The sequence below is a fragment of the Pseudomonas sp. B10 genome (assembly GCF_900156235.1).
Classification (GTDB): domain Bacteria; phylum Pseudomonadota; class Gammaproteobacteria; order Pseudomonadales; family Pseudomonadaceae; genus Aquipseudomonas; species Aquipseudomonas siliginis.
On the sequence record NZ_LT707063.1, the window covers coordinates 5140360 to 5152623 of the forward strand.

The 12264-nt window shown below is 61.2% G+C and carries 11 protein-coding genes; 5 read left to right on the forward strand and 6 right to left on the reverse strand.

Going from position 1 to position 12264, the window contains the following annotated elements; translation table 11 throughout:
- Positions 1-196: 196 nt before the first annotated feature.
- Positions 197-592, reverse strand: coding sequence for a YbaN family protein (locus tag BXA01_RS23300; protein ID WP_076566519.1), 396 nt, complete (start codon positions 590-592; stop codon positions 197-199).
- A gap of 10 nt (positions 593-602) precedes the next feature.
- Positions 603-1190: a UPF0149 family protein gene (locus tag BXA01_RS23305; protein ID WP_076566521.1), complete on the reverse strand. Its 588-nt coding sequence runs from the start codon at positions 1188-1190 to the stop codon at positions 603-605.
- Between the two features lie 405 nt (positions 1191-1595).
- Between BXA01_RS23305 and recQ the strand changes: the two genes are divergently transcribed.
- The 3 genes from recQ to BXA01_RS23320 all read left to right on the forward strand — a co-directional run bounded on the left by recQ (position 1596) and on the right by BXA01_RS23320 (position 6228).
- Positions 1596-3725 (forward strand): DNA helicase RecQ, encoded by a 2130-nt coding sequence (gene recQ / locus BXA01_RS23310; protein WP_024012058.1) that lies wholly within the window; start codon positions 1596-1598, stop codon positions 3723-3725.
- 132 nt (positions 3726-3857) lie between these two features.
- Positions 3858-4292, forward strand: coding sequence for a MarR family transcriptional regulator (locus BXA01_RS23315; RefSeq protein ID WP_016771142.1), 435 nt, complete (start codon positions 3858-3860; stop codon positions 4290-4292).
- 127 nt (positions 4293-4419) lie between these two features.
- Positions 4420-6228, forward strand: a complete 1809-nt coding sequence (locus tag BXA01_RS23320; protein ID WP_076567801.1) for a FimV/HubP family polar landmark protein — start codon at positions 4420-4422, stop codon at positions 6226-6228.
- Positions 6229-6331: 103 nt separating this feature from the next.
- Here BXA01_RS23320 and BXA01_RS23325 read toward each other — a convergent pair whose 3' ends face one another.
- Positions 6332-8521, reverse strand: coding sequence for a patatin-like phospholipase family protein (locus BXA01_RS23325; RefSeq protein ID WP_076566523.1), 2190 nt, complete (start codon positions 8519-8521; stop codon positions 6332-6334).
- 71 nt (positions 8522-8592) lie between these two features.
- On the opposite strand from BXA01_RS23325, the gene BXA01_RS23330 reads away from it, so the two are divergent.
- Positions 8593-8880 carry a SelT/SelW/SelH family protein gene (locus BXA01_RS23330; protein ID WP_076566525.1) on the forward strand — a complete coding sequence of 96 codons (288 nt, stop codon included), beginning with the start codon at positions 8593-8595 and terminating at the stop codon, positions 8878-8880.
- On the opposite strand, the gene BXA01_RS23335 is transcribed toward BXA01_RS23330, so the two are convergent.
- Positions 8874-9767 carry a DMT family transporter gene (locus BXA01_RS23335; protein ID WP_076566527.1) on the reverse strand — a complete coding sequence of 298 codons (894 nt, stop codon included), beginning with the start codon at positions 9765-9767 and terminating at the stop codon, positions 8874-8876. The two genes, BXA01_RS23330 and BXA01_RS23335, sit on opposite strands and share 7 nt — an antisense overlap.
- Positions 9768-9839: 72 nt before the next feature.
- On the reverse strand, positions 9840-10604 hold the full coding sequence (locus BXA01_RS23340) for an AraC family transcriptional regulator (RefSeq protein WP_076566529.1): 765 nt from the start codon (positions 10602-10604) through the stop codon (positions 9840-9842).
- A gap of 135 nt (positions 10605-10739) precedes the next feature.
- Here BXA01_RS23340 and BXA01_RS23345 point away from each other — a divergent pair, with 135 nt between their 5' ends.
- Complete coding sequence (locus BXA01_RS23345; RefSeq protein WP_076566531.1) at positions 10740-11555, forward strand: UDP-2,3-diacylglucosamine diphosphatase; 816 nt, start codon at positions 10740-10742, stop codon at positions 11553-11555.
- Positions 11556-11670: 115 nt separating this feature from the next.
- On the opposite strand, the gene BXA01_RS23350 is transcribed toward BXA01_RS23345, so the two are convergent.
- Positions 11671-12261 (reverse strand): HD domain-containing protein, encoded by a 591-nt coding sequence (locus BXA01_RS23350; RefSeq protein WP_056783723.1) that lies wholly within the window; start codon positions 12259-12261, stop codon positions 11671-11673.
- Between the last annotated feature and the right edge of the window lie 3 nt (positions 12262-12264).

Here is a 12264-nt window from a genome sequence, read left to right on the forward strand (position 1 = left end):
CAAACCCGCTCCCACAGGGTTCTTCAGTGGACGCAGAATATGTGTCCGACCAGGATCAATTGCGGGAGCGAGCTTGCTCGTGAAGAGGCCGGGTTGATCACCAAGTAACTCAGCAGACCAACATCACCCCGGCAACTCCGGATTATCCAGCACCCGACTCACCGCCAGTTCGCCAAGCATGATCAACTGCGATGTATCAGGATTTACGCAATGTCTTCTGCCGCAAAATATAAACCGTCACCAACACCGCACTGGTCAGCATGAACCCCCGCGCCCATATCAGCGGCACCAGATAACACGAGAACAGAATGCTCACCCACATCAGGCCGATCGCGTAGACCTTGCCTTTGAGCGGGATGCCGTTGCCTTCGAGGTAGTCGCGAATCCATGGCCCCAGCCGTGGATGTTCGACCAGCCAGCGATAGAAGCGCGGAGAGCTGCGCGCGAAGCAGGCCGCGGCGAGCAGGAGGAAGGGGGTGGTGGGCAGGACCGGCAGGAAGATGCCGATCACCCCCAATGCGACGCTGAGCCAGCCGATGGCCAGCAGGACGTAGCGCAACATCAGGGGGCGGTTGCCTATGGGGTTGTCCATAGGCCGGGTCTTAGTGATGACGAGGCTTGAGGATCGCCGGTTTTTCGTCGGGGGCCTGGCACAGCAGATACAGCGCGGTCAGGGCTTCCGGAATCTGAACGATCATGTCGTCCATCAGGTTGGCGTCCTTGGCGATGTCTTCGAACTCAGGCTGCTCGTCGAACAGGCCGGAACCGACCATGATCGGCAGGAGCATTTCGCTGACTTCTTCTTCGGCGGTATCGAACCAGACCGCTTCACGCAGGAACACGCCTTCCATGAAACCGATGCACCAGCCGCGCAATTCGGAATCGTCCGGCTCTTCGCCCAGATCCAGTTCGCACGGCAATTCAAATTCTTCATCCGAGGCCAGTTGACGAGCGATGTGCGCTTTGAGGCCGATCAGTGTGGCTTCGATTTCGGCACGCTGGGCTTCGTCGGCGTAATGCGGTTCTTCGGCGAACAGCGCGTCGATCCACTCGCGCTCCGGAACGTCTTCGGAGCAGATAGACAGCGCGGTCAGGTAACCGTGGGCGGCGACGTAATCCAGCGCCTCGTCGTGCAGCTCGTCGGCATCGAGGAAGACTTGCAGGCGGGTCAGTTGCTCAGCGAAGGACATTACGGGGCTACCTTGGGGAATAAACAATGCAGGAATTCTAGGCTTTCTTGCGCGCTCTAGCCAGCCGCTTGGCAGATTTGCCCGAATTACCGGGCTTACTGGAAAGTTCAATAACGCTGTGGGAGCGAGCCTGCTCGCGAAGGCGCTGTATCAGGCACTTTTCTATCGACTGACAGGTCGCTTTCGCGAGCAGGCTCGCTCCCACAGGGTTTTGTGTGTGGCAGGTTTATCAGTGTCTTCTCAGCGGCACCCTCTGCGGCGAAGGCCTCGGGTATACTGCCGCGTTTTGCGATCCCTGCCGGCGCTGCGCTGGTCATGCAATGTGTTCTTACGTTTTGTTTAAGCAGCCGAGGCTGCTCTGAACCAGCCTGAGCAGGGATGTATCGGTAGATTTTTGGAGTTTTTATGCTCGAACAGGCTCAACGCGTCCTCAAGGACATCTTCGGCTACGACAGTTTCCGTGGCCGTCAGGGTGCGATCATTGAGCGCGTGGCCAGCGGCGGTGATGCGCTGGTGCTGATGCCTACCGGTGGCGGCAAGTCGTTGTGCTTCCAGGTGCCGGCACTGTTGCGCGAGGGCCTGGCGGTGGTCGTTTCGCCGTTGATCGCGCTGATGGACGATCAGGTCGCCACTCTTGAAGAACTGGGCGTGGCCGCCGCTGCGCTGAACTCCACGCTGAGTGCCGAGCAGCAGCGTGATCTCGCCCTGCGGATCAAGCGCGGCGAAGTGAAAATGCTCTATCTCGCGCCCGAGCGTCTGGTGCAGCCACGCATGCTGGCGTTCCTGCAAAGCCTGGAAATCGCCCTGTTCGCCATCGACGAAGCGCATTGCGTGTCGCAATGGGGTCACGATTTCCGCCGCGAATACCTGCAACTGGGTCAATTGGCAGAGCTGTTCCCCAACGTTCCGCGCATCGCCCTCACCGCGACCGCCGACAAGCGTACCCGCGAAGAAATTGTCGATCGCCTGCACCTGCAGAACGCCGAGCGCTTTCTGTCGAGTTTCGACCGCCCGAACATCTTCTATCGCATCGTGCCCAAGGAGCAGCCGCGCAAACAGTTGCTGGCGTTCCTCGCCGAGCGGCGCAGCGATGCCGGCATCGTTTACTGCCTGTCGCGTAAGAAGGTCGAAGAAGTTGCGGCGTTTCTCAGCGAGCAGGGCTTCCCGGCGCTGCCGTATCACGCCGGTCTGCCCAATGATCTGCGCGCCTATCACCAGAAGCGCTTCCTCAACGAGGAAGGCCTGATCATGGTCGCGACCGTGGCTTTCGGCATGGGCATCGACAAGCCCAACGTACGCTTTGTCGCGCACCTTGATCTGCCGAAATCCCTTGAGGCGTATTACCAGGAAACCGGGCGCGGCGGCCGTGACGGTCTGCCGGCGGATGCGTGGATGGCCTACGGTCTGCAAGACGTGGTGATGCTCAAGCAGATGCTGCAGAACTCCGAAGGCGACGAGCGCCACAAGCGTCTGGAGCAGCACAAGCTCGACGCGATGCTGTCGCTGTGCGAAGAAACCCGCTGCCGCCGCCAGGCTTTGCTGGCCTATTTCGATGAAGACATGCCTGAGCCGTGCGGGCACTGCGACAACTGTGTCGACGGCGTGCAGACCTGGGACGCCACCGAACCTGCTCGTCAGGCCTTGTCGGCGATTTTCCGCACCGGCCAGCGCTATGGCGTCGGTCATCTGGTCGACGTGTTGCTGGGCAAGGACAACGAAAAGGTTCGCAGCTTTGGCCACCAGCATTTGTCGGTGTTTGGTGTGGGCAAGGCGTTGAGCGAGAGCGAGTGGCGCTCGCTGTTTCGCCAGTTGGTGGCACGTGGGTTGGCCGATGTCGATCACGAGGGTTATGGCGGTCTGCGTCTTAATGACAGTTGCCGGCCTTTGCTCAAAGGCGAAGTGAAACTGGAACTGCGCCGCGACCTGAAACCGCAAGTCACCGCCAAAACCGGCAGCAAGAGCCAGGCCAGCCAGCTGGTGCGCGGCGAGGAACGCGAACAGTGGGAAGCCTTGCGTGCATTGCGCCGCAAGCTCGCCGAAGAACACGGCGTGCCGCCGTACGTCATCTTCCCCGACTCGACGTTGTTGGAAATGCTCCGCAGCCAGCCGACCTCGCTGGCGGAAATGGCCCGGGTCAGCGGCGTCGGCGCACGCAAGCTGGAACGTTATGGCGAAGCCTTCCTCGAAGTGCTCGGCGGCGAGGCGGAGGCGCCGAAGGTGGTCGCCGATGTCCGTCACGAGCTGATCACCCTGGCCCGCGCCGGCATGACCCCGCTGCAGATCGCCGGGCAGTTGCAGTGCTCGGAGAAGAACGTCTACGCCATGCTCGCCGAAGCCATCGGCAAGCAGCAGTTGTCGCTGGAGCAGGCGCTGGATTTGCCTGAGGAATTGATGGGCGAAGTGCAGGACGCGTTCCTCGATGGTGAAGGCGAGTTGCCGTCCGTCGCCGAAGTCGCCGAGTTGTTCGCCGGGCGTGTTCCTGAAGGCGTGCTTTATTGTGTGCGGGCGGCTTTGCAGTCTGAATTCGAGATGTGAAACGACGTATGCGCCAAGCCCCGTGCAGTTGTAACGATTCAGTACAGAGCGACTCTTGCCTATAACTGCCGCCCATGCTTAGCTGACTAATAATTAGATTTTCCGTATTTTCAGTCTAACCGTGAGTGTTTTATGCCGTTAACCGATCAACATCGCTTTGGTATGCAACTGGCCCAGATGTCCCGTGGCTGGCGTGCCGAACTGGATCGTCGCCTCGCCGGGCTGGGCCTGTCGCAGGCGCGCTGGCTGGTGCTGCTGCATCTGGCGCGTTTCGAAGAGGCGCCGACCCAACGCGAACTGGCGCAGAGTGTCGGCGTCGAAGGCCCGACCCTGGCGCGCTTGCTTGATAGTCTGGAGAACCAGGGACTGGTGCAACGCCAGTCAGTGATGGAAGACCGTCGGGCGAAAAAAATCGTGCTCTGTGCACCTGCCTTGCCTCTGATCGAACAAATCGAAACCATTGCCACGCAACTGCGCCACGAATTGTTCGAGGGCGTCGATGAGGCGGATTTGAAGGTGTGCATGCGTGTGCACGGGCACATTCTGGCCAACCTGGAAAAATCTTGAGGCACATCCCGGTGGCGATTTTTTGAGAGATCGCGCTGAGCGGACTATAAGAACTACTGGGCAATATCGTGTTCGTACCGGATGTGCGAACGCATAGAAACCGGTTTTGCTTATTTAAGGGATGCTCATGCTCGCAAGTCGGCACGTGCTGCGCGGGGGCGCCAAATGGCTGCTGCTCGCTGGCGTATTCAGCCATTCGACCTGGTCGATGGCGTTGGGGTTGGGCGAAATCACTGTTCACTCAGCCCTCAATCAGCCGTTCAAGGCCGACATCGCGCTGGTCGATGTCGGCACGTTGACGCAAAACGATCTCTCGGCCAGCCTGGCTTCGGCGGATGAATTCGGCCGGGCCGGCGTCGAGCGGGTGTTCTTTCTCAATGACCTCAAATTCACTCCGATCCTGCGCGGCAGCCGCCAAGTGATCCGGGTGACGTCCGGCAAACCGGTCAACGAACCTTTCCTGAATTTCCTCGTGCAGCTCGATCAGCCCAACGGCCGTCTGCTGCGCGAGTACACGGTGCTGATCGACCCGCCGGGTTCGCCGGGCATTGTGCCCGCCACCGACGAGCCGGATCCGCGCCCGCAATCCTCCGAATTTCCAGCTGTCGAACCGGTTACCGCGCCGCCCCAGGCGGCCCAGGGCAAACGCTCTGCGGCGCCTGTGCCGCCAACGCCGGCGATACCTGCCAACGATGCGCAGGCCGAGCAACTGGCCGCCAGCGTGCTGCTGACCCAGCAACTGCAAAAGACCCTCGACGAACAGAACCTCAGGCTGCAAGAGCAGCAAGTGCAAATAGCCGACGGCAAGAAGCAGATCGAGGCGTTGCAAACCCGTCTGGCCGAAGTGCAGAAGCCGGCGCCACCACCCGTGGTCGCGCCGGCCCCGGGCGCTGTTTCAGCCCCGGTCGAGGCGGCAGACGATGGCGTGAACTGGCTTCTGCTTGGCGGACTTCTATTGCTGCTGGGCGTGCTGGCTGCGTTGCTCATACGTCGCCGTCAGCAACGTTTGACAGCAGATGGCACGCCGATGCCGCTATTGCCTGTGAGCGCCGAAGAAGACGTCGACGAGCCCGAGCTTCAACAATCTGTCGGTGCGCACACGGCCGCCGATCATCGCGACGAACCCGGTGCCGGCGACGTGCTGGAGGCCGTGGGCATCTATCTGGCCTACGGCCGCCTCAGCGAAGCGGCCGGGCTGCTGCGCGATGCCTTGCACAAGGAACCTGAACGCACCGATCTCGGTTTGCAGTTGCTGGAGGTTCTTGGGCGCCAGGGTGACAGCGCCGCTTACGAACAGCAGGAGAACCGCCTGCGTGCGCTTGGCGTCGATGAGCGCGAACTGATTGAAACTCGCGCTCGCCATCCCAAACTGGCAGGCGCCGCACCGGCGGTATTTGCGGCAACGCCAATACCGCCCGAACTGCCCGTGGCCTTGGCAGCGACCGCAGCCGCGCCGCTCGCATCGTCGCTCAGCGCTCTCGAGGATGATTTCGAATTGAATCTTGGCGAGCTGTCGATGGATTCAAATTGGGATCTGAACGACAGCCGCACCGATTCCGCCGCAGCGCCCATCGACGATCCAGAGCTGGGCACTAGCCTGTCAGTGCTCCCCGTCGATTTCGAACTGCCACAGGCTGCATCTGCCGAAGAAGCCGAACTCGAATGGATCCCCGAACCCGACGCCCAGCCGCTCGACGACGACTTCCTCAATGAGTTCGGCGATCCCGAGTCGTCACTGGCGCTGCAACCTCTGGATCTGCAATTGCCCGAGTCCAGCGAGACCGACACCGAGGCCGCCGGCAAGCTCGAACAGGCACAAACCTGCATCGACGATGGCGACATCGACAGCGCGATCGCGCTGCTCAATGAATTGCTCAGGGAAGGGGATGAGCCGTTGAAGCAGACGGCAAGGACGTTGTTGGCGGGGATTCGCTGAGCGCCGACGTATTTCGTGTTCATCCGAGACCGCTTTCGCGAGCAGGCTCGCTCCCACAATGGAATGTGCTTTCCCTGTGGGAGCGAGCCTGCTCGCGAAGGCGTCAGAAAGTCTGCCCCAGATTCAGATAAACCGCCTGCTCATCCGCATCATTCAACCCATACGTGAAGTTCAACGGCCCCAGTGGCGTGTCGAAGCCGATAAACACGCTCGCGGCATTGATGTAGCCGCTGTCGAATTCATTGTCGTTGTTCCACGCCCGACCGCGTTCCAGCGAGGCCCCCGCGTACAGCGGGAAGTCCAGTGGCAGGTATGAGCGCGGCGTCAGGCGGCGGTAGTACACGGCGCGCATCAGGCTGACGTTCTGCCCGGACAGCGCGTCCTCACGGAACCCCGACAACTGCCGCGCGCCGCCGAGCAGGAAGCTTGAGGTGACCACATTGGCATCGTCCAGCGTGCGGCCGTACCGTCCGCCGAGAATCAGCGTATCCGGCCCGTGGCTCATGGCCTTGTCGAAATTCAGTTCCCACTGGCGATAGCGCGTGTCCGAGCTCAGCCCCGGTTCGAACTGGGTGAAGGTCAGGCTGACGTCCTTGCCCGCGTGCGGAAAGTAGACGTTGTCCAGCGAGTCGTAGGAATACTTCACGGTATAGAAGCCTTCGTTGAAACTCTCGCTCGGCAGATCCTGATCGCCAATGCGTACGTCAGCCTTGCCCCAGGCCTGCCCGACGCCGAGTCGCACTTCACCGTTGTTGCCGATCTGCCGGCCGAGGTTGAGGCCGAAGCCGTAACGCTCGACGCGATACTGGGCGATCGGATCGTTATCCAGCACCGAGTCAACGTTCTGCGCCTCGAACGACGCATAGGGCGCGACGAAGTAACGTGAGCCGACATCCAGCGGTTGATAGAACTCGCTGTACAGCTCCTGCTTGTCGCCGATCTGCGCGCGGGTCAGCCATTCCGCACCGAGGCGGTTGATGCCGTTGACGCGATAGCTCGCACCAAGGTTGAAAGCACTGTCGCCGCGCATGTCGTCCGACAGATTGAGGCCGACCCGCAAGTAATCGGTGCCGCTGCGCTTGCCGCTGGCACTGATGACCAGGGTGTGATCCTGGCCTTTGTGCACCACGCGGTAACGCACTTGATCGAAGTAATCGAGGCCGTACAGCGTGCCCATGTCCGAATGCAGGCGGCCCAGGTCCAGCGGCGCGCCGATCGGTTGGCGGATGTAATAGCGAATCACGTCATCGTCGACTTTCGAGTCATTTTCGATGCGGATCCCGGTAATGATCGGCGTGCGTTGCCCAGGCTGGCGGGCGGCGTTCAATTCCGCGTCCTGGGTTTGAGTCGGCTTCAGCTGCGCCAGCCGCGCATCGAGGATCCGCGTGGCGCGATAACCGGCGTCGATCATCTCTTGAGCCTTGCCGAAATCGGTCACGCCGAACGCGGCCAGCGCAGGCTGGATCAACACGTCATTGGCATGCAGAGTCGCCAGTTGTTCTTCGGAGTTGCGCCGGGTCATCAGGGTGATCGACTGATTGAGCACATCGACCACCGTGGTCAGTTGCTTGCGATTGCGCAGAGGTGTGCCGATATCGACGACGATGGCGATGTCGACACCCATTTCCCGCGCGACATCCAGCGGGATGTTGTCAGTCATGCCGCCGTCCACCAACAACCGGCCATCGAGCTCGACCGGGGCGAACACCGCCGGGATCGACATGCTCGCGCGGATCACTTGCGGCAGGTGGCCTTTGCGAAACACCACTTTTTCGCCATTGGCGATGTCGGTGGTCACGGCGCGAAACGGGATCGGCAGTTTGTCGAAGTCGCGGGTGTCGCTGGTGTGGGCCAACAGGCTTTCCAGCAGCAGTGCGAGGTTCTGGCCCTGAATCACCCCCAATGGCAGGCCGAGACTGCCGTCGTCGCGGAAGCTGAGTTTCTGCTTCACCAGAAAATCGCGGTCGTCCTGTTTGCGGCGAAATGGCACGTCCTCACGCGGCGGCGCATCGGACAGCGCCGCTTGCCAGTCGATGCTCAGGGCGAGCTTTTCCAGTTCATCGATCTTGTAGCCCGAGGCGTACAGGCCGCCGACTACCGCGCCCATGCTGGTGCCAGCAATCGCGTCGATCCTGATGCCTTGTTCTTCCAGCGCCTTGAGCACGCCGATGTGCGCCAGCCCGCGCGCAGCGCCGCCGGACAGCACCAGGCCGACTTTCGGTCGTGGCGCTTCACTGGCGTGAACCAGCAGGGGAAGGAAACCAAGCAGCAGGCAGAACAGCAAACGGCGCATTGTGAGTCTCGGGGCAAGCGGTAAAGCCGGCTATTATAGCGGCGCCCTCTGTCTCAGGAGTTTCAGCGATCATGACCGTCGCCAAAGCCGAAGTTGTCATCACTTATTGCACTCAATGCCAGTGGCTGCTGCGCGCGGCGTGGCTGGCTCAGGAACTGCTCAGCACCTTCGCTGACGACTTGGGCAAAGTGTCGTTGGTGCCGGGCACCGGTGGGGTGTTTCATATCACTTGTGCGGGTGTGCAGATCTGGGAGCGCAAGACCGACGGTGGTTTCCCTGAGGCCAAGGTATTGAAGCAGCGAGTGCGCGATCAGATCGATCCTGACCGCGACCTCGGCCACAACGACCGCACTCAGTGAGAGGCGGCCTCGGCGGCGACGGTTGTCTTGTCGCTGCCGCCTGACATCCGCGCCGACACCACAATCGCGACGATGATCAACGCGCCACCGATGAGCATCCGCAGGGTCGGGGTTTCACTGAACAGCAGCCAGGCGAGGGTGATGCCGTAGACCGGCTCCATGGCGAACACCACTGCCGCCGTGCGTGCCTTGATCACCGCCAGACTGGCGACGAACAGGCTGTGCGCCACGCCCGTGCAGAACACCCCGAGCAGGGCGATCCACAACCAGTCCAGCGCTTGAACCTGACTCAACTGCGGCGCCGCGACCGGCAACAGACACAATGCCACGACGACGTTCTGGCACAACGCCGCCTGCACCGCCGGGATGCGCCCGGAGCTGGCGCGGTTGGTCAGCGACAGCAGGGAAAACAGCAGGCCGGACAACACTGCCCAAAGCAAGCCGACGGTCGCGCCGCTGCCCAGATCGAATGCGGGCGTGACCAGCACCAGACCGATGCTGACCAATACCACCAGGACGATTTCATTGGCACGGATGCGTTCGCGGAAAATCAGTCCTTCGAGAATCACCGTGAACGCCGGGAAACTGGCAAAGCCCAACGTGGCGATGGCCACCCCGGCGATCTTCACCGATACGAAAAAACTCACCCAGTGCCCGGCCAGCAACACGCCGCTGAGGGCGAGGCGCCGCCAGTCCACGGCCTGAAGTTTCTGCCAACCATGCTGGCTGGCGAAACGGGCGAAAAATGCCAGGGCGAGCACGGCGAAAGCCGCACGTCCAAATACGATCACAGCAGGGGATGCGGCAGCGAGTTTGCCGAACACACCGGTCAGGCCAAACATCAAAGCGCCGATATGCAGAGCGCCGAGGGCGGTACGCGGAGTCATTGCATTCCTTTTTTCAGGTTCAACTTCATGGGGCCATTGAACCGCGTCTCGGCCTACAAGTCTGTCGGCAGGCTATCGTCTTTTGTCGTAGGAATCGCGCCGGAGATGTCCGGGCGACGAGCCGAACTCACGTAGGACTGCGGCCGAGAACGCACTTTGCGAGCTGTAACCGACGCGACTGGCTACTTCGCCAATCGGTAATGCAGTGTCGCGCAGCAGTTGCACCGCGAGATGCAGGCGTCGACTGCGGATGTAATCCATCGGCGTCTGTCCGCATTCGGCCATGAACCGAGCGTGCAGGCGCGCACTGGACAACCCGGCCACGCGCGCCAGGTCGGCCACTTGCAGCGGATAGCCGGCGTATTGCTCGATGTGCGCATCCAGCGCGGCGTAGGGCAGGCGACGCGCGCCGAGTTCGGCAGGTTGCGCGTGATTGAGACTGGCCAGCAGCAACACTGCGCCTTGCTGCGCGATCAACGGATCGCTGACCGGACTGTTCGCCAGCCAGTTGACCAATTGGCTCTGCCCCGAGTCCAGCGACAGCCGCCCCGGATGATCGAGCAAGCGCCGACTGGCCTCGGCATGCGCGCCCAGCGACTCCTGCACCCATTGCCCTTCAGGGATGTCGAGCACCAGGCAGCTGCTGCCTTGGGGACTGTCGCAGGCATGATGAGCGCCGGACGGAACCACCACAACACTCTGCTGACGCACTTGGCTGCCACAGCCCTCGACCTCGAAATCCAGCGCACCGGACAGCCCGAACACCAACTGCGCGTGCTCGTGGCTGTGCACAATCAGGTCATGGGTGTACTGGCGCAGGGTGAGGATCGGTCGCATGGCAGGTTGTCTCCGAAGTGGCCGTCAGTCTACACCGCCGTACGCCGGATGCGCTGTCACACGACTGACTCACGCTTGTCACGGTCGATTAACCGGGCGCGCGCAAGCTGGCGAAAACATCGCAGAGGGTTGCCCATGACCAGCGCCGAGCTCGCCCGACCCAGCCGCAAACAACGGGTGCGAACCCTGTGGATTTCCGATGTGCACCTGGGCACCCGGGATTGCCAAGCCGAGCACTTGTCGCAATTTCTCAAGGGCTACCACGCCGACAAGGTTTATTTGGTCGGTGACATCATCGACGGCTGGAAACTGCGCAGCGGCATGTACTGGCCCCAAGCCCACACCAACGTCATCCGCCGCCTGCTGACCATGAGCAAGCGCGGCACTGAGGTGATCTATGTCACCGGCAACCATGACGAATTCCTGCGGCGCTATTCGAAACTGATTCTGGGCAATATCCAGCTGGTCGACGAGGCGGTGCACGTTACGGCGGACGGTCGGCATTTGCTGGTGATTCACGGCGATCAGTTCGATGTGATCACCCGCTATCACCGCTGGCTAGCGTTTCTCGGCGACTCGGCCTATGAATTCACCCTGACCCTCAACCGCTGGCTCAATCACTGGCGTGCCCGTTATGGCTACGGTTACTGGTCGCTGTCGGCGTACCTGAAACACAAGGTCAAGACCGCCGTCAGTTTCATCAGCGACTTTGAAGAAGCCATCGCCCACGAGTGTGTGAAGCGCGAACTGCATGGCGTGGTTTGCGGGCATATTCACCATGCCGAGATTCGCAAAGTGGGGGAGGTGGACTACCTTAATTGCGGCGATTGGGTCGAGTCGTGCACCGCGTTGATCGAGCATTGGGACGGCACGATCGAGTTGTATCGATTGGCGGATGCCCAGGCGCGGGAGGCGGAGCTCAGGGCTGCCAAGGTTGCCGAGATCGCTTAGTTCTCGGGTGTTTGAAAGGTCCTCATCGCTGGCAAGCCAGCTCCCACAGGTTTTGTTAACGGCACAGAACCCTGTGGGAGCTGGCTTGCCAGCGATGAGGGCAGAATAAACAACATCAAGCGGGGCTGTGTTCTTGCATCGCGGCTTTGTAGATCGAGTTCTTCGGTTGCGCAAATAGCCTTTCCATCATGGGCTCGAAGAAACTCAGCGGCAGCGTGTCGTACGCCGGATCAAACGCCGCCGCGTCATATTTGGCGCAGAACTCGGCAGTGGCGTGGAACTGCGGATGGTCCTTGAATTGCTCGCGCAAATGCCTATCCATGCCCAGGTGATGAAAGAAGTAATAGCCCTGAAAGATGCCGTGCTTCTCCACCATCCACAGATTTTCCGCACTCACGAACGGCTTGAGAATCGCTGCGGCGATGTCCGGATGGTTGTAGGAACCGAGGGTGTCGCCAATATCGTGCAACAGTGCGCAGACCACGTATTCCTCGTCACGCCCGTCGCGAAAGGCGCGGGTCGCGGTTTGCAACGAGTGGGTCAGGCGATCCACCGGGAAACCACCGAAGTCGCCTTCAAGCAGCTTCAAATGCGCGAGGATCCGCGATGGCAGCTGTCTGGCATAGGCACTGAAATCGGCGGCGATAATCGCCCAGTCTTCCTCGGTGCCGTCCTTCATATGGGTGAAGCGAGCATGGGCATTCATTGG